The organism is Pseudomonas sp. Leaf59, from assembly GCF_920984685.1.
Taxonomy (GTDB): Bacteria; Pseudomonadota; Gammaproteobacteria; order Pseudomonadales; family Pseudomonadaceae; genus Aquipseudomonas.
Window position 1 is genome coordinate 309,223 of sequence record NZ_CAKLBR010000002.1, and the last position, 25,367, is coordinate 334,589.

General features: G+C 64.1%; 16 protein-coding genes. 10 read left to right on the forward strand and 6 right to left on the reverse strand.

The genetic code is table 11. The features are described from left to right. Positions 1 to 30 precede the first annotated feature (30 nt). The 5 genes from LUB09_RS03100 (at position 31) to yegS (ending at position 4,229) form a co-directional block, all read left to right on the forward strand. Entirely contained in the window at positions 31 to 819 is a 789-nt protein-coding gene (locus tag LUB09_RS03100) for a ParA family protein (RefSeq protein WP_003236847.1), read from the forward strand. Continuing rightward, positions 819 to 1,607 carry a CheW domain-containing protein gene (locus tag LUB09_RS03105; protein WP_209983427.1) on the forward strand — a complete coding sequence of 263 codons (789 nt, stop codon included), beginning with the start codon at positions 819 to 821 and terminating at the stop codon, positions 1,605 to 1,607. The genes LUB09_RS03100 and LUB09_RS03105 overlap by 1 nt, the downstream gene beginning before the upstream one ends. A 79-nt stretch (positions 1,608 to 1,686) precedes the next feature. Continuing rightward, positions 1,687 to 2,169, forward strand: coding sequence for a chemotaxis protein CheW (locus LUB09_RS03110; RefSeq protein WP_003236843.1), 483 nt, complete (start codon positions 1,687 to 1,689; stop codon positions 2,167 to 2,169). After that, entirely contained in the window at positions 2,170 to 2,562 is a 393-nt protein-coding gene (locus tag LUB09_RS03115; protein WP_209983424.1) for a DUF2802 domain-containing protein, read from the forward strand. 746 nt (positions 2,563 to 3,308) lie between these two features. After that, on the forward strand, positions 3,309 to 4,229 hold the full coding sequence (gene yegS / locus LUB09_RS03120; RefSeq protein ID WP_231421590.1) for a lipid kinase YegS: 921 nt from the start codon (positions 3,309 to 3,311) through the stop codon (positions 4,227 to 4,229). Here yegS and LUB09_RS03125 read toward each other — a convergent pair. The 3 genes from LUB09_RS03125 to LUB09_RS03135 form a co-directional block, all read right to left on the reverse strand. Then, a complete protein-coding gene (locus tag LUB09_RS03125; protein WP_231421592.1) occupies positions 4,188 to 4,847 on the reverse strand; it encodes a response regulator transcription factor in 660 nt (219 codons plus the stop codon). The genes yegS and LUB09_RS03125 overlap by 42 nt on opposite strands. Then, positions 4,844 to 5,737: a sensor histidine kinase gene (locus LUB09_RS03130; RefSeq protein WP_209990434.1), complete on the reverse strand. Its 894-nt coding sequence runs from the start codon at positions 5,735 to 5,737 to the stop codon at positions 4,844 to 4,846. The genes LUB09_RS03125 and LUB09_RS03130 overlap by 4 nt, the downstream gene beginning before the upstream one ends. 265 nt (positions 5,738 to 6,002) lie before the next feature. After that, a complete protein-coding gene (locus LUB09_RS03135; RefSeq protein WP_209983418.1) occupies positions 6,003 to 6,452 on the reverse strand; it encodes a hypothetical protein in 450 nt (149 codons plus the stop codon). Positions 6,453 to 6,991: 539 nt separating this feature from the next. Between LUB09_RS03135 and LUB09_RS03140 the strand changes: the two genes are divergently transcribed. After that, positions 6,992 to 7,927 (forward strand): chemotaxis protein CheV, encoded by a 936-nt coding sequence (locus tag LUB09_RS03140; RefSeq protein WP_209983416.1) that lies wholly within the window; start codon positions 6,992 to 6,994, stop codon positions 7,925 to 7,927. A gap of 39 nt (positions 7,928 to 7,966) precedes the next feature. Further along, positions 7,967 to 8,773, forward strand: coding sequence for an MOSC domain-containing protein (locus LUB09_RS03145; protein ID WP_209983412.1), 807 nt, complete (start codon positions 7,967 to 7,969; stop codon positions 8,771 to 8,773). Positions 8,774 to 8,820: 47 nt separating this feature from the next. On the opposite strand, the gene ppnP is transcribed toward LUB09_RS03145, so the two are convergent. Both ppnP and LUB09_RS03155 read right to left on the reverse strand, forming a co-directional pair. Further along, the gene (gene ppnP, locus LUB09_RS03150) at positions 8,821 to 9,105 is read right to left on the reverse strand and encodes a pyrimidine/purine nucleoside phosphorylase (RefSeq protein WP_209983410.1); all 285 of its coding nucleotides are present in this window, start codon (positions 9,103 to 9,105) and stop codon (positions 8,821 to 8,823) included. Positions 9,106 to 9,169: 64 nt separating this feature from the next. Continuing rightward, entirely contained in the window at positions 9,170 to 9,712 is a 543-nt protein-coding gene (locus tag LUB09_RS03155; RefSeq protein ID WP_209983409.1) for an exonuclease domain-containing protein, read from the reverse strand. A 232-nt stretch (positions 9,713 to 9,944) separates the two neighbouring features. Between LUB09_RS03155 and LUB09_RS03160 the strand changes: the two genes are divergently transcribed. Next, on the forward strand, positions 9,945 to 10,733 hold the full coding sequence (locus tag LUB09_RS03160) for a substrate-binding periplasmic protein (protein ID WP_209983407.1): 789 nt from the start codon (positions 9,945 to 9,947) through the stop codon (positions 10,731 to 10,733). A gap of 64 nt (positions 10,734 to 10,797) precedes the next feature. Here LUB09_RS03160 and LUB09_RS03165 read toward each other — a convergent pair whose 3' ends face one another. Beyond that, entirely contained in the window at positions 10,798 to 11,349 is a 552-nt protein-coding gene (locus LUB09_RS03165) for an RNA polymerase factor sigma-70 (protein ID WP_209983405.1), read from the reverse strand. 300 nt (positions 11,350 to 11,649) lie between these two features. Here LUB09_RS03165 and LUB09_RS03170 point away from each other — a divergent pair, with 300 nt between their 5' ends. Together LUB09_RS03170 and LUB09_RS03175 are read left to right on the forward strand one after the other, a co-directional pair. Beyond that, on the forward strand, positions 11,650 to 12,402 hold the full coding sequence (locus LUB09_RS03170; RefSeq protein WP_231421594.1) for a thioesterase II family protein: 753 nt from the start codon (positions 11,650 to 11,652) through the stop codon (positions 12,400 to 12,402). A 51-nt stretch (positions 12,403 to 12,453) separates the two neighbouring features. Next, positions 12,454 to 25,344: a non-ribosomal peptide synthetase gene (locus LUB09_RS03175; RefSeq protein WP_231421596.1), complete on the forward strand. Its 12,891-nt coding sequence runs from the start codon at positions 12,454 to 12,456 to the stop codon at positions 25,342 to 25,344. The last annotated feature ends 23 nt before the right edge of the window (positions 25,345 to 25,367 follow it).

The window sequence follows — 25,367 nt, forward strand, 5'->3', positions numbered from 1 at the left end:
CGCCATTGCCTGCCGGGAGGAACCAACCGAATGAGAGTCTGGGCAGTTGCCAATCAAAAAGGTGGAGTCGGCAAGACCACCACCTCCATCGCGTTAGCCGGCTTGCTGGCCGAGGCGGGCAAGCGTGTGGTCGTGGTCGATCTGGACCCTCACGGCTCGATGACCAGCTATTTCGGCTACGACCCGGATGCGCTGGAACACAGCTGCTACGACCTGTTCCTGCACAAGGGCAGCGTGCCGGCCGACTTGCCGGGGCAATTGCTGCTGCCCACCAGTAACGAGAGCATTTCCCTGCTGCCGTCCAGTACCGCGCTGGCCACCCTTGAGCGACAGTCTCCGGGGCAGAGCGGCCTGGGCCTGGTGATCGCCAAGACCCTGGCGCAGCTGTGGCAGGAATTCGACTACGCGATCATCGACAGCCCGCCGTTGCTCGGTGTGCTGATGGTCAACGCCCTGGCGGCCAGTCAGCAACTGGTGATTCCGGTGCAGACCGAACACCTGGCCGTCAAAGGCCTGGAGCGCATGGTGAGCACCCTGGCGATGATCAACCGCTCGCGCAAACAGCCGTTGCCCTACAGCATCGTGCCGACCCTGTTCGACCGGCGTACCCAGGCATCGCTCGGCACCTTGCGCGTGTTGCGCGACGGCTACCCGGATGCGATCTGGAACGGCTACATCCCGGTGGACACGCGCCTGCGTGACGCCAGCCGCGCGGGGCTCACGCCGTCGCAGTTCGACGGCAAGAGCCGTGGCGTGCTGGCCTACCGTGCGTTGCTCAAGCACCTGTTGTCGCAGCAACTTGTGGCGCAGGTGGCATGATGAACCGACCTGTCGACTTCAAGCTCAAGACCCGGCCGCAGTTGGCACTCGAGTCCTATCTGGATGCCTTGCTGCAGGAAGCGACCGCCGAAGAATTGCCGGAGCCGATCCTGGTGCTCGAACCGGCCCCTGCGGTGCAAGCTCCGTTGGACGAGTTCCAGTTGGCGGTGCTGGAAGAACAGGCGCGCGACGCGCAGGTGGTGGTGCCGATTGTTCCGCTGCCGGTGGTGGCTGCGCCGGCGGTGGTCGAGCCCGTGGTCGAAGTGCACCTGCCGCCGAGCATCACACCGCCGACGGTGCGTGGCGACGAGCGCCCGGCCTGGGCCGCGGAGCCGTTCGAATGCCTGCTGTTCGACGTCGCCGGCCTGACGCTGGCGGTGCCGCTGGTATGCCTGGGCTCGATCTATTCGCTCGAAGGCCAGGAGTTGACGCCGCTGTTCGGGCAACCGGAGTGGTTCCTCGGTATCCTGCCGAGCCAGGCTGGCAACCTCAAGGTGCTCGACACCGCGCGCTGGGTGATGCCCGATCGCTACCGCGACGACTTCCGCCAGGGCTTGCAATACGTGATCTCGGTGCAGGGCTACGAGTGGGGGCTGGCGGTGCATCAAGTCAGCCGCTCGTTGCGCCTGGACCCGAACGAAATCAAATGGCGCAGCCACCGTGGCCAGCGGCCGTGGCTGGCGGGCACCGTGATCGAACACATGTGCGCGTTGCTTGACGTCGCCGAACTGGCCGAGTTGATCGCCAGCGGTGCGGTCAAGACGATGGCGCAGAATAAACGCAGTTGATTGAACAATAAGGGCTGCGCGCAAGTGCGGTCAGGCAAGTACACACGCCGTGTCTACGGTATTTGAAGGGGTCAGAGAAATGAACAAGTCAGCGTCCGCACAAGGTTTGGATGATCCGATCCTGCAATGGGTTACCTTCAAACTGGACAACGAGTCCTACGGCATCAACGTGATGCGCGTGCAGGAAGTCCTGCGCTACACCGAGATCGCGCCGGTCCCGGGTGCGCCCAGCTACGTGCTGGGTATCATCAACCTGCGCGGCAACGTGGTGACGGTGATCGACACCCGCCAGCGTTTCGGCCTGGTGCCGACCGAGGTCAACGACAACACGCGTATCGTCATCATTGAAGCCGACAAGCAAGTGGTCGGGATCATGGTCGACAGCGTGGCCGAAGTGGTCTACCTGCGCCAGTCGGAAGTGGAAACCGCGCCGAACGTGGGTAACGAAGAATCCGCCAAGTTCATCCAGGGCGTGTGCAACAAGAACGGCGAACTGCTGATTCTGGTTGAACTGGACAAGATGATGAGCGAGGAAGAGTGGTCGGATCTGGAGAACATCTGATTGTTCTTTGAAGCCTTGGTGATTGTCCTGGCCCTGCTGTGGGCCGGGACGGTGGCGTTCGTGCTGCGTTATATGCGCCAGCAACGGGAGCTGGCCCTGCAACAGGCCGAGCGGGATGCGCTGCGCGAGCGGCGCATTCTCGACCTGGTCCGGCGGGTGGATCACTACCAGCAGAGTGCGGTGAGGGTGGGGGATGAGGTGCATGAACTGCGCGCGATCCTGGCGCCGATCCCGGACAAGCTGGAGCAGCTTGAGCAGCGCGACCCGGCGAATCTGTCGTTTGCCCAGGCGGCGAGGTTGGTCGGCATGGGGGCGACGGTGGATGAGCTGACGCAGTCGTGCGGGTTGACCCAGGCTGAGGCGCAGTTGATGAGCAAGTTGCACAAGAGCTAGCTTTGGGGTTGGAGTGCCTGGCTTTTGTGGGAGGGGGCTTGCTCCCGATGGCGGCTTTTTGTGTACATATCCATTTCTTTTGTAATGGCGGCTATTGGTTCCGCCCTTACGGCGGGTCACTTTTGGAAAGAGCCCAAAAGTAACCAAAAGGCTCTTGCCCCACCACTCGGCACCTCGCTCAGGCTCGGTGTGCCCGCACGCAGGCTTGAATCCGTGGGCCGCCGCGATGGGCCATCCTTGGCCCAGTGCGACTAACCCGGCGTCCTGCCGGGTTACCCACGGATTCAAGCCTGCGTGCGGCCAGCGTGGTTGACGGGGCGCCTGAGATCAAGATCAAGATCAAAAGCCAAAGCAAAGCAGAGCAAAAGCAGGTGATATCCATCAGACCAATGGAGATCCAACTGTGGGAGGGGGCTTGCTCCCGATAGCAGTGTGTCAGCTACACATAAGTTGACTGACCCACCGCCATCGGGAGCAAGCCCCCTGCCACATTATGTACAGCGTTTGGGCACACCGATCCTGGGCGAGGTGCCGAGTGTTGGGGCAGGAGTCCTTTGCTTGCTTTGGGGCTTTTTCTATAGCGCGGATCCGCCAGCAGCCGTTACCTGAATAACGGATAGGTCCCCAATCTGCCTGTCTCACCCAAACTCGCCATCATCAAAAAATCGCGCCAACCCCGGTAAACCAATCCCCCTCGACAAAGGTCACATCCCTCATGCACCTTCAACTCCCGGAGTAACCCACCAATGACCACCCCCAAAGCGCTGTTGATTCTCCACGGCAAGCAAGCCCTCAACGAGGACGTGCGCAGCGCCGTGAAAGCCAGGCGCGAGCTGGGCTGGGAACTGGCGGTTCGGGTGACGTGGGAGGGCGGCGATGCACGGCGCCTGGTCGATGAAGCGCTGGCTGGCGGCTACACCCACATCATCGCCGGCGGTGGCGACGGTACCTTGCGCGATGTGGCCGAAGCCATGGCTCAGTCCAAGGCGCAGGCCAGCCTGGTGCTGATGCCCCTCGGCACCGCCAATGACTTCGCCAAGGCCGCGGGTGTGCCCCAGGAGCCGGCCCAGGCCCTGGCGCTGCTGGATACGCCGCCCAGGGCGATTGACCTCGGTCAGGTGGGCGAGCAGATCTTCCTCAACATGGCCACCGGCGGCTTCGGCAGCCAGGTCACCGCCAACACCTCAGAAGACCTGAAAAAAGTCCTCGGTGGCGCCGCCTACCTGTTCACCGGCCTCACGCGCTTCAGCGAGTTGAAGGCTGCCTATGCCGAGCTGGACGGGCCGGATTTCCACTGGCAGGGCGAGCTGCTGGCGCTGGGGATCGGTAACGGTCGGCAGGCGGGCGGTGGGCATGAGCTGTGCCCCGAGGCGATGGCCGATGACGGCCTGCTCGACGTCAGCATCCTCCCGGCGCCCCAGGAAGTGGTCGGCACACTGCGCGAGCTGATGAACAACGGCTGGGGCCTGGACGCGATGTTCGTGCGGGCGCGGCTGCCATGGGTGCAGATCAGGCAGGCGAGAGAGCTTTACATCAACCTCGACGGTGAGCCGCTCAGCGGCGATGACCTGCGCTTCGAGGCGTTGCCCAAGGCCCTGCGCGTGCACCTGCCGAAGGATTCTCCGCTAGTCGTCCAGGCTGATAATCTGCTCGCGCACGGCGAATAACACCAACCCCGCCACGTCGAAGATCTGCAGCCGCTTCATGATCTGCGAGCGGTGCGCTTCGATGGTCTTGATACTCAGGCCCAGGCCATGGGCAATTTCGCGGGTGGACTTGCCGCGCACGATCAGGCGCAGGATTTCCAGCTGCCGCGCGGTGAGCGTGTGGCTCGGCACGGCAGCCGAAGCTGCGCCCTGGCTGCGCACCAGCGCCTGGTTGATCACGGTGTGGGCGATGGCCGGGCTCAGGTAGCGCTCGTCGTTGCACAGCGCGCGCAGGGCGTGTTCCAGCTCGGTGGCGGTGGTGTCCTTGAGCAGGTAGCCATGGGCGCCGGACTCCAGCGCGCACATGATCATCTCCGGGTCGGTGTGCATCGACAGAATCAACACCTTGCTCCTGGGATACGCACCCTTGAGCTGCTGCAGGGCATCGAGGCCACCGGTGTGTTTCATCGACAGGTCCAGCAGCACGATGTCCGGTTGCAGGGCGCCGAACCGCTCCAGCAACTGTGCGCCATCGCTGGCTTCGCCGATCACCGCGTAGCCGGGAATATCCATGATCAGCGCACGCACGCCGGCCCTGATCAGCGCGTGGTCATCCACCAGGAGTACGTTGCAGGTCACTCGATAACCTTCGGGCGACTGGCGCGTTCGAGGGCGCGTGGCGCCCAGGGGAACAGCGCGTCGATGCGGGTGCCTTTGCCAGGCTGGCTGCTCACCGCCAGCGTGCCTCCCAGTTGGTCGATCCGCTCACACATGCCGGCCATGCCGCGTTGTCCTTCAAGAGCAGGGTTGCTGGCGGGGGAGAAGCCCTGGCCGTCGTCGCTGATCACCAGCGACAGGCCTTCGGGCAGGCGTTGCAGGCGTACCAGCAGATTGTGCGCCTGGGCATGGCGCAGCATGTTGGTGACCGCTTCCTGGGTAATGCGAAAGGCCGCCACGGCCATTTCTTCCGGGATGCCGGTTAGCCGTTGCTGGCATTCCAGGCTCCAGTGCACCGGGGTGTTTGCCAGGGTCTTGAGCAGATGCGCCCGCAGGCTGGCTTCCAGGCCCAGGCTGGACAATTGGCGCGGGTTGAGAATCGCGGACACGTCGCGCACCTTGGCCAGGGTTTCATTCAGGGTGTTGCACAGCACCGTGCATTGACCCTGCAGCTCGTCCGGCAGGCGGCGCTGCAGCCATTCGCTTTGCAGCTTGGCGGCGGTGAGCAATTGGCCGATATCGTCGTGCAGTTCGCGGCTGAGGCGGTGGCGTTCGTTTTCCTGTACCTGCAGCAGGCGCTCGGCAAGTTCCTGAGGTTGGAACCTGATGGCCTTGCGTGATTTCCATTGCTGCAGGCCGACCACCAGCACTATCGCCAGGTTCAGCAGCAGCACCGCCAGCGGCAGTGGGAGGGAGCGGCTGTAGGCCCACACGCTCAGCGACAGCGAGCCAAGGCACAGCACGAGGACCATGCGGCGTGCATTGCTGCGCGAAACAGACCTGGCGATAAGTGACTTGAGGCTGGCGTACATAGCGAATGGAGCCAATGAAGTTGAGTCTTCGAGCGGCGCATAGTACCACCACTATTACCGTTGGTCGCCAAGCGCATGACGTCGCCTGGCCCGTTCAGGCCAATGGCCGGGGCGGCAGTTTCGACAGGCAGGAAAGGGCGTTGCGGTGTTCAGGTGCGTGTGTATCGTCAGGGCCATTCAAGGCCAATCGATCTCTTTTTCGCTGGCACGTAAAGTTCAAATGGCGACGGTTCGCGTCGTTAACGGATATAAGCCCGGCTGCAACTCAGGCGCTGTGGTGCAAACGTTGCTGCGGTTTATAACTGAAGTTCTTCTGCGGAATCTGCAGGGAGGCGGTTGCGATCAGCGTAGTTTGTTCAGTTTCGTCCAATTGCAGTCGGCCAGTGCGAGCATCTATCAGTTCGAGTTGCCAGGCCAGTAATGTCAGGCAATCGTGCAGGGCCGCCAAGGCCTGATCATGCAGTTGCAACGGGTTTTCGGCATTGGCGATCAGGTGCTGAATGTGCCGCGAAAACTCGCTAATCCCCTGCAGGGCCAGGCTGTCGGCTTTTTCTGCGAGCGTGCTGAGACTGCTTTCCATGCAGTCGATGGCGTCACTGTCGTTGCGAATCATGTGCAGGTGGCTCAAGCACTCTTCGGACTTGGCCAGCAGTTTTTCAGCCTCCTGCTGAAACAGGGAAAGTGCAACTTGCCATTCGTTAGCGTCGTTCATCATGCAAGTCTCCACAACGCAAGGTCGGGTGGTGAGATGCCGCACTGGGTGAATGGCTTAAAACTAACGCTGAAATATGACTGAGATCTGTAGGCAGCTTCCGATATTTTGGTAGGAAGTTTATTTAAAGACGTGCCGCAGACCTGCGTGCCGAATGCAGTCGAGTTCATTCGCAGCGCTTCGGTTGCCGTCGGGTTTACGTCTGAGAGGCCTTTGGGCCGAGGGCTGGCGATGGCGAGCAAAGGCCTGACTCCATTCATGCAATGAGAATGGCGTCACATTAATGGCTATTAGATATCGCGAATATCAGGTCACGCCTGATTGCGCCTAGGGGAACCCCTTACGCGACGGAACCTCGCGTGGTTTTGAGGGTCGCGCTGCGTCGTTGGCATGCCGTATGGAGGCACCGACGAAGTAAAGCATGATATCAGTGTGACATCAATGCGTTTAAATGGCATTTTACAGGGTCAAGGTCTGGCGCCCGCCGCCGATAACCAATCTTAAGCGAACAGCACAATCCCTCAGCGCACCAGGAGCTTTCAATGGCCGGCATTCTCGACTCGGTAGATCAACGCACGCAACTGGTGGGTGAGAACCGCCTGGAGATCCTCATGTTTCGCCTGGCCGGGCGGCAACTGTTCGCGATCAACGTGTTCAAGGTGCAGGAAGTGCTGCAACTGCCCAAGCTGACCCTGATGCCCCAGCGTCATCCGTTCGTGTGCGGCGTGGTCAACCTGCGTGGTCAGACGCTGCCGGTCATCGACCTGTCCCAGGCCATCGGCATGCGTCCGCTGGTTCCGGGTCCGAACAGCACCATCATCGTCACCGAGTACAACCGCTCGGTGCAGGCATTCCTGGTGGGTGGCGTCGACCGCATCGTCAACATGAACTGGGAAGCCATCCTGCCGCCGCCGACCAGCGCCGGGCGCCAGCACTACCTCACGGCCATCAGCAAGGTCGATGACCAGTTGGTGGAAATCATCGACGTGGAAAAAGTGCTGGCCGAAATCGTGCCGTACAACGCCAAGGTTTCCCGCGAAAAACTCGAAGACCCGGTGCTCGAACGCGCCCGTGGCCGCGAAGTGCTGCTGGTGGACGACTCCAACGTCGCCCTGTCGCAACTGCGCGACACCCTGGGCCAGCTCGGCATGAAAATGCACATTGCCAGCGATGGTCTCAAGGCGCTGAACATGCTCAAGGGCTGGGCCGACAGCGGCCAGGTGATGACCGACAAACTGCTGATGATCTTCACCGACGCCGAAATGCCCGAGATGGACGGCTACCGCCTCACCACCGAGATCCGCAACGATCCGCGCCTGCGGGAGCTTTACGTGGTGCTGCACACCTCGCTGTCGGGCAGCTTCAACGACTCCATGGTGAAGAAGGTCGGCTGCGACAATTTCCTCTCCAAATTCCAGCCGGACAAGCTCGTGGATGTGGTGCGTCAACGCCTGATGCTGGACGAAGTGTCGGCTTGACCTTAGGGTGACGGCTTTGCCCCTCAGGAAAGCAGGCTCATGCTTCGTCTCAGCGCGTTGTACCGTTACCCCTTGAAGTCCGGCAGGGCGGACGCCTTGCAGCACATCGGCCTGGATAAACTCGGGCTGCAGGGGGATCGACGCTGGATGCTGGTGGACGAAGCCAGCGGGCGATTCCTCACGCAGCGGGCGGTGGCGAAAATGAGCCAGTTGTCGGCGCTGTACAATCCTGCCGGCGGCCTCACCCTGAGCTCGCCGGGCTACGCCACGCTGGACGTGGCGCTGCCCGACAGCGCGGCTGAACTGCGCGGCATCACTATCTGGCGCGACACCTTGCGCGTGCCGGATGCAGGCGACGCAGCCGCCCGCTGGGCCAGTGAATTCATCGGCAAGCCGACGCGCCTGGTGTACATGCCGCTGGAGCGTGCGCGCGCTACCGATGCCGGCTTCGGCAAGGACACCGATCAGGTGGGCTTTGCCGACGGCTACCCGCTGCTGTTGATCGGTCAGGCGTCCCTCGACGATTTATCCGCGCGCATCGGCCGCCCCATGCCAATGCTGCGTTTTCGTCCCAACCTGGTGATCGAGGGCGCCGAAGCCTTTGCCGAGGACGGCTGGAAACGCCTGCGCATCGGCGATATCGAATGTCGCGTGGTCAAGCCCTGCTCGCGCTGCATCCTCACTACCATCGACCCGCAGACCGGCGAGCGCAGCGCCGACCGCGAGCCTTTCGCAACGCTTGAAACCTATCGCAAGACCGAGAACGGCGCGATGTTCGGCCAGAATCTGGTCAACGATGGCGTCGGTGAGTTGGCGGTCGGGATGCCGGTGACAGTGCTGGAATAAAAAATGCCCGTCTCGCAGGAGACGGGCATTTTTTCAAGCCGTAACGCTTAGCCGCGGTATTCGCACAGGTAAGCGGTGTCGACGGCGACCTTGAGGTGGAACTTGCTGTTGGCCGGCACGTTGAAGCGGGTGCCGGCTGCGAAGGTTTCCCAGTCGCTGGCGTCCGGCAGCTTGACGCTCAGGGCGCCGGACACCACGTGCATGATTTCGCGCTGGGCGGTGCCGAATTCGTATTCACCCGGGGCCATGACGCCGATGGTCGCCGGACCTTCTGCGGTGCCGAAGGCGATCGACTTGACGGTGCCGTCGAAGTACTCGTTGACTTTGAACATGGGCGAATCCTCGCAAAAGGGGTCTGGAAAGGTCGGCCAGTATGCCCAACGCCGCAGTAGCTGCCTAGACCGGCAAAATCAGCGGCAGCAGGCGCGCGGTGTTGCGTGCATCCTCCAGTGCCCGGTGCTGCTGGCCAAGGAACTGCATGCCGGCCAATTGCAGGGCGCCGTTGAGCCCCAGCGGTTTGTCCAGGCGCCGGGCCTTGGCGAAGCGCTGTTTGAGGTTCACGTGCAGTGTCTGGGCGAGTGCGCTGACCAGGCCATGGCGCTGCCATTCGAGCTCCAGCTGCGCGCGATCATAGTCACCCCAGCTGGCCCAACCTTCCAGGCGCGATTGATGCTGGCCCAGCCAGCGTTCGAACAGCGGCCACACCTCGGTGATCGGCGCAGCAGCGTCGATATTCGCCTGGGTGATGTGGGTGAGCTGGCGGCAAAAGGGCGTCAGCAGTGGCCGGCGCAACGGCCGTACAAAACGCTGGAAATGATCCAGCTCGCGGCCCTGGCGGTTGACCAGGCTCGCGCCGATTTCGATGACTTCCATCTCCGTCACGGGCCAGCCGCCTTCATCCGTCGTGGCTTCAAGGTCAATAATCAGCCAATGAGGCATGGTGCAGGTTCCCGTACTGTTCCCGTCCTGATGGGGATAGAGCGTAGCCCGGGCCTGTAGTTCCGCGCTGCTTTTCGATTAAGGCCCGGACTGGGGTTTGCCCGGGCAAGCGCGGCGGGCGGTGCGCTACGCCGATGGAGACGCAAACTATTAATTTGCCAGTACAAAGTTGTCTCCGCGGACAAAAACGCCTAGCTTATCGCCATCAGAGAATCGAACGGTGTGTGCCTTGATGTTTTCGCCATGGCGGCTGGCTGCAGGACTGACTTTATGGGCACTGGGCACCGCAGGGTGGGCGCAGACCAATCCCGCGCAAGTGGTCAGGATCGGCGCCGCGCATTTCCCGCCCTACACCGTACGCCCCGAGCAGGGCGCCGACACCGGCCTGCTGCCGCAATTGATCGAAGCCCTGAATGCCACGCAGGCCGACTACCGCTTTGTGCTGGTGCCCACCTCGATCCCCCGGCGTTTTCGCGACCTTGAGCAAGGCCGGATCGACATGGCCATCTTCGAGAATCCCGACTGGGGCTGGCAGGAAATCCCCCATACCACCGTCGACATGGGCCTGGAAGATGCCGAGGTGTTCGTCGCCCAGCGACAGTCCGGGCGCGACCAGGACTATTTCGCCGACCTCAAGGGCAAGCGCCTGGCGGTGTTCAGTGGCTACCACTATGCCTTTGCCAACTTCAACCCTGACCCCAGGTTCATGGCCGAGCAGTTCAACGCGACGTTGACCTACTCCCACGACAGCAACCTGCTGATGGTCGCGCGCGGCAGGGCGGATATCGCGCTGGTGACGCGCTCCTACCTGAGTGATTTTCTGGTGCGCAATGCCGACATGGCCCGGCAATACCTGGTCTCCGAACGCGTTGACCAGGTGTATCACCACTATGCACTGCTGCGGCCGAACGCGCCGATCAGCGGGGAAGCGTTCGCCGAGTTGCTCAAGCGCCTGCGCGACAGCGGCCAGCTGTTGAAGATTTTCGAGCCGTATCGCATCGACGTGATGCCAGCGCACTGAAGCGAAAGACAAATCAAAATGTGGAAAGGGGCAAGCCCCCTTCCACATGAATGCGTGTCGTCTATCAGACCCGGCGCGCAAACGTATCGCTATGGCTGCCCGACACCTTGCGGCAATGCACCAGCGCGTCGCGGATCATGAAGTTCACCAGCGTCGGCGAAACCCCCAGTTCCTTGGCGATATCCTTTTGCGGCACGCCGTGCAGGCGGTACATCTCGAACGCGTAGCGGGTGCGCTGGGGCAGCTCCGTCAGGGCGTCGGCGATGTTTTCCAGGGTGTTGAAATTGATATGCGAGGTTTCCGGTGACGCGCCGTGAATCACCACATTCAGGCCTTCCTCTTCGGTTCCCGAATATTTGAGCTCCAGCGCCTGCTTGCGATAGTGATCGATGGCCAGGTTGCGCACGATCTGGAACAGGTAACTCAACTGGGCCTTGAACGATGACGTGATCGTCGGCGCCGATTGCAGTCGGAAGTAAGCGTCCTGCACCACATCCTCGGCCCGGGAGCGGCACCCGGTGATACGTGCTGCGATCTTCACCAGAATCAGCCGATTGTCGACAAAGGCCTGGAGAAGCGGTGAGTCGCACCGGCCTGAGAATACTTGTTCCGTCATGGAAATCACCTGGCTGCTGAATAGGTTAGGGGAGGGCTTCCTTGCTGAGGCCTCCTACACATCGGGCAACAAATTATGCTTAATGATAATGATTGTCAAATGAGAAGACGAACTAATCTTGGCCTTGCCTGTTTGCAGTGAGTCTCTCTCGCTCGCCGTCGACGACTAATTATTTGCCGGTGCCGTCCGTTCTTCTGGGTGACAGGCCCGTTGGAAAACGGCCATGGATCAGCACCCGCAGGAGGACGCAATGGGTTTGTACCGTGCACACAGCATGTCTCTGTCTGGAGTTCCGGCTCGATGAGTATGCCAACCCGACTGCGGCTGTTTTGCCTGCCTTACTCAGGCGCCAGCGCCATGGTGTATGCGCGCTGGCGTCGATCCCTGCCGGACTGGCTGCACGTGTGCCCGCTGGAATTGCCCGGCCGCGGCATGCGCATGGACGAGCCGTTGCAGCGCGACATCAAGGCTCTGGCCGCGCAGCTTGCAGAGGAAATCAGCCGCGACGTGAGCGGCCCATACGCCTTGTTTGGTCACAGCCTCGGCGGCCTGCTGGCCTTCGAACTGGCCCACGCCTTGCGCGCCCTCAACGTGCCCGCGCCGCTGGCGCTGTTTGCCTCCGGCACGGCCGGCCCTGCCACCAGGGATGTCAGCGAATACGCCGTCGAAAAGACCGACGAACAACTGATCGCCCGTCTGCGCGAACTGCAGGGCACCGCCGAAGAAGCCCTGGCCAACCCCGAATTGATGCAACTGATGCTGCCGATCCTGCGCGCCGACTTCCTGCTGTGCGGCAGTTTTGTCTACGGCCAGCGTGAGCCGCTGGGCCTGCCGATCCATGTGTTCGGCGGCAAACAGGACAGCGTGCGCGCCGACCAGTTGCTCGACTGGCAACTCGACGCCGCCAGCGGTTTTTCCCTGGACATGTTCGACGGTCACCACTTCTTTCTCATGCAGCACGAAAGCGCGGTGCTGCGCTGCCTGCGCCGCTACGCCGAAGACCACCTGGCCCGCTGGCGCAATGGTGCGGCGCGGCAGCTGGCCGCCGGCTGACAACCCCCCTATTTCCCGATTTACCGCAAGCCGATTTCAGGCAGGAACCCCATGATGGACGCCTTCGAACTTCCCCGCACCCTGGTCCAGTCCCTTCAACGCCGCGCCGCGCAGACTCCGGACCAGGTCGCCCTGCGTTTCCTCGCCGAGTCCGCCGAGCACAACGTGGTGCTCAGTTACCGTGACCTCGACCTGCGCGCGCGCACCATCGCCGCCGCCCTGCAAACCAGCGCCGCACAGGGTGATCGTGCAGTGTTGCTGTTCCCCAGCGGGCCGGACTATGTGGCGGCGTTCTTCGGCTGCCTGTACGCCGGGGTGATCGCGGTGCCGGCTTACCCGCCGGAGTCCACCCGGCGTCATCACCAGGAGCGCCTGCTGTCAATCATCAGCGATGCCGAACCGCGCCTGCTGCTGACCATCGCCAGCCTCGCCGAGGGCCTGGCGCAGATTGAAAACGCGCCGCCGATACTCAGCGTCGATACCTTGCCGGGCGCCGGCGACTGGACCGCCCCCGAGCTGCAGCCCGACGACATCGCCTTTCTGCAATACACCTCCGGCTCCACCGCACTGCCCAAGGGCGTACAGGTCAGCCACGGCAACCTGGTGGCCAACGAAGTGCTGATCCGCCGTGGCTTTGGCATCGACCTGAACCCACACGACGTGATCGTCAGCTGGCTGCCGCTGTACCACGACATGGGCCTGATCGGCGGCCTGCTGCAACCGATCTTCAGCGGCGTGCCCTGCGTGCTGATGTCGCCGGCCTACTTCCTCGGCCGGCCGTTGCGCTGGCTGGAAGCGATCAGCGAATACGGCGGCACCATCAGCGGCGGTCCGGATTTCGCCTACCGCCTGTGCAGCGAACGGGTCAGCGAGTCCGCGCTGGAGCGCCTCGACCTGAGCCGGTGGCGCGTGGCCTATTCCGGTTCCGAACCGATCCGCCTCGATACCCTGGAACGCTTCGCCGAGAAATTCGCCGCCTGCGGGTTCAGCGCCAACAACTTCTTCGCCTCCTATGGCCTGGCCGAAGCGACCCTGTTTGTCGCCGGTGGCCGCCGTGGCCAGGGCATCCCGGCGCTGCGGGTGGACGATCGGGCCCTGGCCGCCAACCGTGCCGAACCGGGGCAGGGCAGCGCGATCATGAGCTGCGGCACCGGTCAGCCTGACCACGCTGTGCTGATCGCCGACCCGCATACCCTGAGCGAACGGGCGGACAACCACGTCGGCGAACTCTGGGCCAGCGGCCCGAGCATCGCCCACGGCTACTGGCGCAACCCTGAAGCCACCGCCAACACTTTCGTGCAGCACGCTGGCCGCACCTGGCTGCGCACCGGTGACCTGGCATTCATCCGCGACGGCGAGGTGTACATCACCGGTCGTCTGAAGGACCTGCTGATCGTGCGCGGCCACAACCTGTATCCGCAGGACATCGAACGGACCATCGAGCGCGAAGTGGAAGTGGTGCGCAAGGGCCGGGTTGCCGCGTTTGCGGTAAACGACCAGGGCCTGGAAGGTATCGGCATCGCCGCCGAAATCAGCCGCAGCGTGCAGAAGATTCTGCCGCCCGAAGCGCTGATCAAAGCCATTCGCCAGGCCGTGGCCGAGGCGTATCAACAGGCGCCGAGCGTGGTGGTGCTGCTCAATCCGGGTGCGCTGCCCAAGACCTCCAGCGGCAAAGTGCAGCGCGCCGCCTGCGCGCTTCGTCACGCCGATGGCAGCCTCGACAGCTACGCGCAGTTCCCCGGCCTGCACGTGCAGGCCGGTGATGCGGTGCTGGAATCCAACCTGCAACACCAGATCGCCGCGATCTGGTGCGAGCAACTGCAGGTCAACGAGGTCGCTGCCGACGATCACTTCTTCCTGCTCGGCGGCAACTCCATCACCGCCACCCAGGTGGTCGCGCGGCTGCGTGAAAGCCTGGGGCTGGAGCTGAACCTGCGCCTGTTGTTCGAAGCGCCCACCCTGCAAGCTTTTGCCGCCAGCGTCGCCCGTTTGCAGCTGGACGGCGGCGTCGCCGAAGGCGCGATTCAGGCCCTGCCGCGTGAGGTCGAACTGCCGCAATCCCTGGCGCAGAACCGTCTGTGGATCACCTGGCAGTTGGAGCCTGACAGCAGCGCCTACACCATCCCCGGCGCGCTGCGTTTGCGCGGCGAGCTGGATGAAGACGCCGTGCGCGCAAGCTTCCAGTACCTGGTGCAGCGCCACGAAGCGCTGCGCACGCGCTTCTACGAGCGCGACGGCCAGGCCTTTCAGCGCATTGAGGCGAGCGTGGCGTTCGAGCTGCACGTCATCGACCTCAGCGACCTGCCCGCCCATGAGCGTGACGCCCGCGCGCAGCAGATTCGCGAGGAGCAGGCGCATACCCGGTTCGATCTCGAAAAGGGGCCGCTGCTGTGGGTGACCCTGGTGCGTCTGAACGATGAAGAGCACCACTTGCTGGTGACCCTGCACCACATCATCGCCGACGGTTGGTCGCTGAATATCCTTATTGATGAATTCTCGCGCCTCTACGCCGCCGCCGCCCAGGGCCAGCCTCTGGAGCTGCCGCCGCTGACCCAGCGATACGCCGATTACGGCAGCTGGCAGCGCCAATGGTTGGCCGAAGGCGCAGGCCAGCGGCAACTGGCGTACTGGAAGGCTCGGCTTGGTGATGAGCATCCGGCCCTGAGCCTGACCACCGACCACCCACGCTCGGCCCATCACCGTCACAGTGCCTCGCGCCACAGCGTGCGCCTGAGCGCCGACCTCAGCGACGCGGTGCGTAAAGCGGCCCAGGCCCATGAGTCGACGCCGTTCATGCTATTGCTCGCCGCATTCCAGACGTTGCTCCATCGCTACAGCGGCCAGCGCGATATCCGAATCGGCGTACCCAGCGCCAACCGTCCGCGCCAGGAAACCCAGGGGCTGATCGGCTTCTTCATCAACACGCTGGTGCTGCGTGCCGAGCTGGACGGGCGCCTGCCATTCAATGAGCTGCTGGCGGCGACCCGCCAGGCCGCCCTCGGCGCTCAGGCCCATCAGGACCTGCCCTTCGAGCAATTGCTGGAAGCCTTCCCCCAGGCCCGCGAACAGGGCCTGTTCCAGGTCATGTTCAACCACCAGCAACGTGATCTCGGTGCGTTGCGCCGCCTGCCCGGCATGCTCGCCGATGAGCTGCCATGGCACAGCCGCGAAGCCAAGTTCGACCTGCAGCTGCACAGCGAAGAAGACCGCAATGGGCGCCTGAGCCTGGCGTTCGACTACGCCGATGAGCTGTTCGATGGCGCAACCATCCAGCGCCTCGCCGAACACTACCTCACGCTGCTGCAAGCCGCCTGCACGCAGCCACAACAGGCGATCGGCGATTTGCCGCTGATGCTTCAGGACGAGCAGCGCCACTGGAGCGCCGCGCCCTGTGCGCCTGCCACCCAGTGGCTGCCCGAGTTGCTCAATCAGCACACCTCGCACGCTACCGCGCTGGTCTGGGAGCACGGCAGCCTGAGCTTTGCCCAACTGCACACCCAGGCCAACCGCCTGGCCCATTACCTGCGCGACAAAGGCGTCGGCCCGGACGTGTGCGTGGCCATCGCCGCCGAGCGCTCGCCGCAGCTGCTGGTCGGCCTGCTGGCGATCATCAAGGCTGGCGGCGCCTACGTGCCGCTCGACCCGGATTACCCGGCCGAGCGCCTGGCCTACATGCTGCATGACAGCGGCGTGCACCTGCTGCTCACCCAGACCTCACTGCTGGCGCAACTGCCCAGCGCCGAAGGGGTGTGCGTCATCGCCATGGACAGCCTGCACCTGGACAGCTGGCCAACCCAGCCGCCCGGCCTGCACCTGCACGGCGACAATCTCGCTTACGTGATCTACACCTCCGGCTCCACCGGCCAGCCCAAGGGCGTGGGCAATACCCATGCGGCCCTGGCCGAGCGTTTGCAGTGGATGCAGGCCACCTATCAGCTCAACGCCACTGACGTGCTGATGCAAAAGGCGCCGATCAGTTTCGACGTGTCGGTGTGGGAATGCTTCTGGCCATTGATCACCGGGTGCCGTCTGGTGCTGGCAGGGCCCGGCGAGCATCGCGATCCTCATCGCATCGCGCAGTTGGTGCAGGCACATGGCGTGACCACGCTGCACTTCGTGCCGCCACTGTTGCAGGTGTTTATCGACGAACCGCTGGCGGCCGAGTGCACCAGCCTGCGTCGCCTGTTCTCGGGCGGCGAAGCCTTGCCCGCCGAGTTGCGCAACCGCGTGCTGGCGCAATTGCCGGCGGTGCAGTTGCACAACCGCTATGGCCCGACGGAAACCGCGATCAACGTCACTCACTGGCATTGCGCGGTGGCCGATGGCGAGCGCTCGCCGATTGGCCGGCCGCTGGGCAACGTGATCTGTCGGGTAGTGGACGCGCAGCTCAACCCGCTGCCGGCCGGCGTGCCGGGTGAGCTGTGCATCGGCGGCAGCGGCCTGGCCCGGGGTTACCTGGGCCGTGCCGGGCTGACCGCCGAACGCTTTGTCGCCGACCCGCTGGGCGAGGCAGGCACGCGCCTGTACCGCACCGGTGACCGCGCGCGCTGGAGCACTGACGGCGTGCTCGAATACCTCGGCCGTCTGGATCAGCAAGTGAAGCTGCGCGGGTTTCGCGTGGAGCCGGAAGAAATCCAGGCGCGCCTGCTCGCCCAGGCCGGTGTCGCCCAGGCCGTGGTGCTGGTGCGCGATGCGCAGTTGATCGGCTACTACACCGGCCATGCCGAGCTGGACGCTCATACGCTGAAAACCGCCCTGGCTGCCGAGCTGCCGGAGTACATGGTGCCTGCCGTGCTGATGCGCCTGGACGCAATGCCCCTGAGCCCCAGCGGCAAACTCGACCGCCGCGCATTGCCGGAGCCGGTGTGGCACTCCCGCGAACACGTCGAGCCGCAATCAGCGTTGCAGCAGCAAATCGCCGCGATCTGGCGCGACGTGCTCGGCCTGCCGCGCATCGGCCTGCACGACGACTTTTTCGCCCTCGGCGGCCACTCGTTGCTGGCCACGCAAATCATCTCGCGCACCCGCCAGGCCTGCGACGTCGAACTGCCATTGCGCACCCTGTTCGACGCCAGCGAGCTGGGCGCCTTTGCCGCGCAGGTTGCGCGGATCCAGGGCGCCGGCCAGCGCAATCAGCAAACCGCCATCGCCCTGGTCGACCGCAGCCAGAAAGTGCCGCTGTCCTACTCCCAGCAGCGCATGTGGTTCCTCTGGCAAATGGAGCCCGACAGCCCGGCCTACAATGTCGGCGGCATGGCGCGCCTGCGCGGCGTGCTGGATGTGGGACGGTTCGAGGCGGCGTTGCAGGCCTTGATCATGCGCCACGAAACCCTGCGCACCACGTTCCCGAGCGTCGATGGCGTGGCGTATCAGCGGGTCGCGGCGCAAACCGGCTTGCGCATGGACTGGCAGGATGCCTCGGCGCTGAACGAAACCGAGCGCCAGCAACGCATCCAGCAACTGGCCGATCACGAAGCCCACACCCCCTTCAACCTGGAAACCGGGCCGTTGCTGCGCGCTTGCCTGGTCAAGGCCGCCGAGCAGGAACACTACCTGGTGCTGACCCTGCACCACATCGTCACTGAAGGCTGGGCCATGGACATCTTTGCCCGTGAGCTGAGCGCCCTGTACGAAGCCTTTATCGACGAGCGCGACTCGCCGCTGGCGCCGCTGCCCGTGCAATACCTGGACTACAGCGTGTGGCAACGCCAGTGGATGGAAGCCGGCGAGCGTCAGCGCCAGCTCGATTACTGGACCGCGCAACTCGGCCATGAGCATCCGTTGCTGGAGCTGCCCGGCGACCGTCCACGGCCGTCCGTGCAGAGCCATCGTGGCGAGTTGTATCGCTTTGATCTGAGCGATGATCTGGCGGCGCGCGTGCGTGCGTTCAACGCCAAACGCGGCCTCACGCTGTTCATGACCATGACCGCGACGCTGGCCGTGTTGCTTTACCGCTACAGCGGCCAGACCGACCTGCGCATCGGCGCGCCGGTGGCCAACCGCATTCGCCCGGAAAGCGAAGGGCTGATCGGCGCGTTCCTCAACACCCAGGTGCTGCGCTGCCGGCTCAACGGGCAGATGAGCGTCGGCGAGCTGTTCGAGCAGGTGCGCCATACGGTGATCGAGGGCCAGTCCCACCAGGACCTGCCGTTCGACCACCTGGTTGAAGCCCTGCAACCGCCACGCAGCGCGGCGTACAACCCGCTGTTCCAAGTGATGTGCAACGTGCAGCGCTGGGAATTCCAGCAAAGCCGCCAGTTGGCCGGCATGAGCGTCGAGTACCTGGCCAACGATGCGCGCGCCACCAAGTTCGACCTCAATCTGGAAGTCACCGACCTCGACCATCGCCTGGGTTGCTGCCTGACCTACAGCACCGACCTGTTCGATGAACCACGCATTGCACGCATGGCCGCGCATTGGCGCAACCTGCTCGAAGCGCTGATCGCCGATCCGCAGCAGCGCCTCAGCGAATTGCCGTTGCTCACCGCGGTAGAGCAGCGTGCATTGCAGGACAGCCTCGGGGTTGAAGCCGGCGAGCACCGTCTCGACCAGTGCCTCCAGCAGCTGTTCAGCCAGCAGGCGCGTCAGCGTGCCGACGCACCGGCGCTGACCTTTGCCGGTGAAACCCTGACCTACGCAGAACTCGATGCGCGCGCCAATCGCCTGGCCTGGGTACTGCGCGAGCGCGGCGTGGGCCCGCAGGTGCGAGTGGGCCTGGCGTTGCCGCGCTCACTGGAAATGGTCATCGGCTTGCTGGCGATCCTCAAGGCTGGCGGCGCTTACGTGCCGCTGGACCCGGAGTATCCGCTGGACCGTTTGCACTACATGATCGAAGACAGCGGCATCGGCCTGTTGCTCAGCGATGCGGCGATGTTCGAAGCCCTTGGCCCATTGCCGGCGACGGTGGCCTGCTGGTGCCTGGAAGATGACCTGCCGGCGCTGGCGAACTACCCGGCCGATGAGCTGCCGTTTATCAGCCTGGCGCAACACCAGGCGTACCTGATCTACACCTCGGGCTCCACCGGCAAACCCAAGGGCGTGGTGGTGTCCCACGGTGAAATCGCCATGCATTGCCAGGCAGTGATCGAGCGTTTCGGTATGCGTGCGGACGACTGCGAGCTGCATTTTTATTCGATCAACTTCGACGCCGCCACCGAGCGTTTGCTGGTGCCGCTGCTCAGCGGCGCGCAGGTGGTATTGCGCGCCCAGGGGCAGTGGGATGCCGAGGAAATCTGCGCGCTGATCCGTACCCATCGCATCAATATTCTCGGCTTTACCCCCAGCTACGGCAGCCAGCTGGCGCAATGGCTGGCCACGCAGCAGCAGACGTTGCCGGTGCGCATGTGCATCACCGGTGGCGAAGCGCTGACTGGTGAACACCTGCAGCGCATTCGTGCCGCGTTCCAGCCGCAGGTGTTTTTCAATGCCTATGGCCCGACCGAAACCGTGGTGATGCCGCTCGCCAGCCTGGCGCCGGAGCAACTGGAGGAGGGTGCTGCCAGCGTACCGATCGGCAGCCTTATCGGCGCGCGCGTCGCCTATATTCTCGACGCCGACCTGGCGCTGGTGCCGCAAGGCGCAACCGGCGAGCTGTACGTCGGCGGTGCCGGTCTGGCCCAGGGGTATCACCAACGGCCGGGCATGACGGCGGAGCGTTTTGTCGCGAACCCGTTTGCCCGCAAGGGCGGTCGCCTTTACCGCACCGGCGACCTGGTGCGCCAGCGTGCCGACGGACTGGTCGAGTACCTGGGCCGCATCGACCATCAGGTAAAGATTCGTGGCTTTCGCATCGAGCTGGGCGAGATCGAAACCCGCCTGCTCGAACACCCGGCCGTGCGTGAAGCGGTGGTGCTGGCGCTGGATGCGCCGAGCGGCAAACAGCTGGTCGCTTATTGGGTCAGCGATGCGCAGCACGGCGCGTTGCGCGATGCGCTGAAGGCGCACCTCAAGGCGCAGTTACCGGACTACATGGTGCCTGCGCACCTGATTGTGCTCGACAGCATGCCGCTCACCGCCAACGGCAAACTCGACCGCCGCGCCTTGCCGCAGCCCGATCCCGAAGCGAATCGCCAACAGTACGTGGCGCCACGCACCGCACTGGAAAGCACCCTGGCCACCATTTGGTGCGCGGTGTTGAACGTGCAACAGGTTGGCCTCGACGATAACTTTTTTGAACTGGGCGGCGATTCGATCCTGTCGATCCAGGTGGTCAGCCGCGCGCGTCAGGCCGGAATTCACTTCAGCCCGCGCGATTTGTTCCAGCACCAGACCGTGCACGCCCTGGCCGCCGTCGCCACGCGTGCCGAGCAGGTAGTGGCCGAGCAAGGGTTGCTCACGGGCGCCTCGGCGCTCACGCCAATCCAGCACTGGTTCTTCGACACCGACATCCCGGCGCGCGAGCACTGGAACCAGGCGTTGCTGCTCAAGCCGCTGCAATTGCTCGACCCTCATCGCCTGGAGCAGGCGTTGCTGGCGGTCCTGGAACATCACGATGCACTGCGCCTGAGCTTCACCCGGCGCGATGCGCAGTGGCACGCCGAACACCTGGGCGTGCCGCACGGTGGCGTGCTGATGCAGGCGCAGGTGCAGGACATGGCGCATTGCGTCGCACTGTTCACCGAAACCCAGCGCAGCCTCGATCTGCAACATGGCCCGCTGCTGCGCGCGTTGTTGGTCGACGGTCCCGAGGGGCAGCAACGGCTGCTGATCGCGATCCATCACCTGGTGGTGGATGGCGTGTCGTGGCGCGTGTTGCTCGAAGACCTGCAGAACGTTTATCGCCAACTGAGCGAAGGCCGCTCCGTCAGCCTGCCGGCCAAGACCAGCGCGCTGCGCGAGTGGGCGGCACGCTTGCAGGCGTATGCCCATAGCGAATCCCTGCGTGAAGAGTTGAGCCTGTGGCAACGTCAGTTGGCCGGGCCTGCCTCGCTGTTGCCGGTGGCGCGACCACAGGGCGCGTTGCGCAACCGCGATGCCGAGACGGTCAGCGTGCGCCTGGATGCCGAGCGCACCCGCCAGTTGTTGCAGCAGGCGCCGAGCGCCTACCGCACCCAGGTCAACGATCTGCTGCTGACCGCCCTGGCGCGGGTGGTGTGTCGCTGGAGCGGCCACGACTCGGCCGTGATCCAACTGGAAGGCCACGGCCGCGAAGCGCTGTTCGATGACATCGACCTGACCCGCAGCGTTGGCTGGTTCACCAGCGCCTATCCGGTGCGCCTGACGCCGGCGGCTGCGCAGGGCGATTCGATCAAGGCGATCAAGGAGCAACTGCGCGGCGTGCCGCACAAAGGCCTGGGCTACGGCGTACTGCGTTACCTGGCCGACGACCTGTGCCAACAGACCCTGGCGGCGCTGCCGGATGCGCCCATTACCTTCAACTACCTCGGCCAGTTCGACCAGAGCTTTGGCAGCGACGCGCTGTTCCATCCGCTGAATGAGTCGGCCGGCCTGGCGCACGACCCGGACGCGCCGCTGCCCAATGAGCTGAGCGTCGACAGCCAGGTGTACGGCGGCGAACTGGTGCTGCGCTGGACCTTCAGCCGCGAACGCCATGAGCCGCAGACCATTCGCGCGCTGGCCGACGGGTATCTGGCCGAGCTGCAAGGCCTGATCGCCCATTGCCTGGAAGACGAAGCTTTTGGCCTCACGCCGTCCGACTTCCCCCTGGCGCACCTGAACCAGGGGCAGCTCGACAGCCTGCCGGTGGCGGCGAACCGGATCGAAGACGTCTACCCGCTGACGCCGATGCAGGAAGGCCTGCTGCTGCACACCCTGCTCGAACCGGGCACCGGCCTGTATTACATGCAGGACCGCTACCGCATCGACAGCGTGCTCGACCCCGAGCGTTTCGCCCAGGCCTGGCAAGCGGTGATCGCACGCCACGAGGCCCTGCGTGCGTCGTTCTGCTGGAACGTCGGCGAAGACATGCTGCAAGTGATCCACAAACCCGGCAACACGCCGATCGAGTATCTGGACTGGAGCGGCGACCGCGAAGACCAGCACGAGCCGCGCCTGCAAGCGTTGCTCAAGCAGGAGCGCGAAGCCGGGTTCGATCTGCTCAACCAGGCGCCGTTCCACCTGCGCCTGATCCGTGTGGGCCAAGCGCGCTACTGGTTCATGATGAGCAACCACCACATCCTCATCGATGCCTGGTGCCGTTCGCTGCTGATGAACGACTTCTTCGAGATCTACCTCGCCCTCGGCGAAGGCCGCGCGGCGCAACTGGCCACGCCGCCACGTTACCGTGACTACATCGCCTGGCTGCAACGCCAGGACCTCAACGAAGCGCGCCAGTGGTGGCAGCGCAACCTGCAGGGTTTCGAGCGCACCACGCCGATCCCCAGCGACCGGCCGTTCCTGCGCGAACATGCAGGCCACAGCGGCGGCATGCTGGTGGGCGACTGCTACACCCGACTGGATGCCCGTGACGGCGCGCAACTGCGCGAACTGGCCCAGGCCCATCAACTGACCGTCAATACCTTTGCCCAGGCGGCGTGGGCCCTGGTATTGCGGCGTGTGAGCGGCGAGCGTGACGTGCTGTTCGGCGTCACCGTGGCCGGGCGCCCGGTGGACATGCCCGAGATGCAACGCACTGTTGGCCTGTTCATCAATAGCATCGCGCTGCGGGTGAAACTGCCCGAGGACGACCAGCCCTGCAGCGTGCGCCAGTGGTTGAGCGACCTGCTCGACAGCAACATGCAACTGCGCGAGTACGAATACCTGCCGTTGGTGACGATCCAGGAACACAGCGAACTGCCCAAGGGCCAGCCGCTGTTCGACAGCCTGTTCGTGTTCGAAAACGCCCCGGTGGACACCTCGGTGCTGGACCGCGCGCAGAGCCTGAACGCCACCTCGGATTCCGGCCGCACCCACACCAATTTCCCGCTGACGGCGGTGTGCTATCCAGGCGATGACCTCGGTTTGCACCTGTCCTACGACCAGCGTTACTTCGATGAAACCACCGTGCAAGGCATGCTCGGTGAGTTCAAACGCCTGCTGCTGGCGCTGATGCAGGGCTTTCACGGCGACATGACCGACCTGCCGCTGATCGGCGAGCAGGAGCGTGCTTTCCTGGTGGAGGGCTGTAACCAGAGCGCACAGGATTACCCGCTGGCGCGCAGCTACGTTGAGCTGTTCGAAGAACAGGTGGCGCAGCATCCGCAGCGCATTGCCGCCAGTTGCCTGGACCAGCGATGGACCTATGAGGCACTGAACCGCCGCAGCAACGGCCTGGGCCATGCGTTGATCAGCGCGGGTGTCGGCGTGGATCAACCGGTGGCATTGCTGGCCGAGCGCAACCTCGACCTGCTGGGCATGATCATCGGCAGCTTCAAGGCCGGTGCCGGTTACCTGCCGCTGGACCCGGGCCTGCCTGCTCAGCGGCTGAGCCGCATCCTCGCGCTGAGCCGCACGCCGTTACTGGTGTGCAGTGAAGCGTGTCGCGAACAGGCCATCGAGTTACTCGATGGCACCGATTGCCAGTTGCTGGTGTGGGAGGAGGTGCCGGCCCGTGGTGAAAATCCTGGCATCTACAGCGCACCGGATAACCTCGCCTACGTGATCTACACCTCGGGCTCCACCGGCCAGCCCAAAGGCGTGATGGTCGAACAGCGTGGCATGCTCAATAACCAGTTGAGCAAGGTGCCGTACCTGGACCTGTCGCCAGCGGATGTCATCGCGCAGACCGCCTCGCAAAGCTTTGATATTTCCGTGTGGCAATTTCTCGCGGCGCCGCTGTTCGGCGCGCGTGTGGATATCGTGCCGAATGCCATCGCCCATGATCCCCAGGGCTTGCTCGAACATGTGCAGGCCCAAGGCATTACCGTGCTGGAAAGCGTGCCGTCGCTGATCCAGGGCATGCTGGCCCAGGAACGCGTCAGCCTGGACGGGCTGCGCTGGATGCTGCCGACGGGTGAAGCGATGCCGCCGGAGCTGGCGCATCAATGGCTGCAACGCTATCCGCAGATTGGCCTGGTGAATGCCTACGGCCCGGCTGAATGCTCGGACGACGTGGCGTTCTTCCGCGTCGACCTGGCCTCGACACGCGGCACGTACCTGCCGATTGGCACGCCGACCGACAACAACCGTTTGTACCTGTTGGACGGTGCGCTGGACCTGGTGCCGCAAGGCACCGTGGGCGAGTTGTGTGTGGCCGGCACCGGTGTGGGCCGTGGCTATGTCAGCGATCCGTTGCGCACCGCCCAGGCGTTTGTGCCCAACCCGTTCGGCGCGGCGGGCGAGCGTCTCTATCGCACCGGTGACCTTGCCCGTCGCCGCAGCGATGGTGTGCTGGAATACGTGGGACGTATCGACCATCAGGTGAAGATTCGCGGTTACCGTATCGAGCTGGGTGAAATCGAAGCGCGTCTGCACGAGCAACCCGAAGTGCGCGACGCGGCGGTGGGCGTGCAGGAGGGCGTCAACGGCAAACACCTGGTGGGCTACCTGGTGGCCGCCGACGCGGCGCTTGACCCCGGCGAACGCCTGGATCGCATCAAGCAACGCCTGCGCGCCGAGCTGCCGGAATACATGGTGCCGCTGCACTGGCTCTGGCTTGACCGCCTGCCGCTGAACGCCAATGGCAAGCTCGACCGCAACGCGCTGCCGGCCCTGGAGATCGGCCAGTTGCATAGCCACCACTACCTGGCGCCGCGCACTGCGCTGGAAGAGGCATTGGCCGCCATCTGGGCCGAGGTGCTCAAGGTTGAGCGAGTAGGGGTGCAGGACAACTTCTTCGAACTGGGCGGCCACTCGTTGCTCGCCACACAGATCGCCTCGCGGGTGCAGAAAACCCTGCAACGCGACGTGCCGCTGCGGGCGATGTTCGAGTGCAGTACGGTGGCGGAGCTGGCCGAGTATATCGAGGGGTTGGCGGGCAATGAGATCAGCGTGGAGAAGGTGGGCAGGTTGAGTGATTTGATGGCCGAGTTGGAGGGGCTTTAACCGCTTCTGTCTGTTCTGGCCTC

Excerpts from the sequence above, each read along its gene's own strand:
- LUB09_RS03100 (WP_003236847.1), top strand. The coding sequence starts at position 31 with ATGAGAGTCTGGGCAGTTGCCAATCAAAAAGGTGGAGTCGGCAAGACC.
- LUB09_RS03105 (WP_209983427.1), top strand. The coding sequence starts at position 819 with ATGAACCGACCTGTCGACTTCAAGCTCAAGACCCGGCCGCAGTTGGCA.
- LUB09_RS03110 (WP_003236843.1), top strand. The coding sequence starts at position 1,687 with ATGAACAAGTCAGCGTCCGCACAAGGTTTGGATGATCCGATCCTGCAA.
- yegS (WP_231421590.1), top strand. The coding sequence starts at position 3,309 with ATGACCACCCCCAAAGCGCTGTTGATTCTCCACGGCAAGCAAGCCCTC.
- LUB09_RS03130 (WP_209990434.1), bottom strand. The coding sequence starts at position 5,737 with ATGTACGCCAGCCTCAAGTCACTTATCGCCAGGTCTGTTTCGCGCAGC.
- LUB09_RS03135 (WP_209983418.1), bottom strand. The coding sequence starts at position 6,452 with ATGATGAACGACGCTAACGAATGGCAAGTTGCACTTTCCCTGTTTCAG.
- LUB09_RS03140 (WP_209983416.1), top strand. The coding sequence starts at position 6,992 with ATGGCCGGCATTCTCGACTCGGTAGATCAACGCACGCAACTGGTGGGT.
- LUB09_RS03145 (WP_209983412.1), top strand. The coding sequence starts at position 7,967 with ATGCTTCGTCTCAGCGCGTTGTACCGTTACCCCTTGAAGTCCGGCAGG.
- ppnP (WP_209983410.1), bottom strand. The coding sequence starts at position 9,105 with ATGTTCAAAGTCAACGAGTACTTCGACGGCACCGTCAAGTCGATCGCC.
- LUB09_RS03155 (WP_209983409.1), bottom strand. The coding sequence starts at position 9,712 with ATGCCTCATTGGCTGATTATTGACCTTGAAGCCACGACGGATGAAGGC.
- LUB09_RS03160 (WP_209983407.1), top strand. The coding sequence starts at position 9,945 with ATGTTTTCGCCATGGCGGCTGGCTGCAGGACTGACTTTATGGGCACTG.
- LUB09_RS03165 (WP_209983405.1), bottom strand. The coding sequence starts at position 11,349 with ATGACGGAACAAGTATTCTCAGGCCGGTGCGACTCACCGCTTCTCCAG.
- LUB09_RS03170 (WP_231421594.1), top strand. The coding sequence starts at position 11,650 with ATGAGTATGCCAACCCGACTGCGGCTGTTTTGCCTGCCTTACTCAGGC.
- LUB09_RS03175 (WP_231421596.1), top strand. The coding sequence starts at position 12,454 with ATGATGGACGCCTTCGAACTTCCCCGCACCCTGGTCCAGTCCCTTCAA.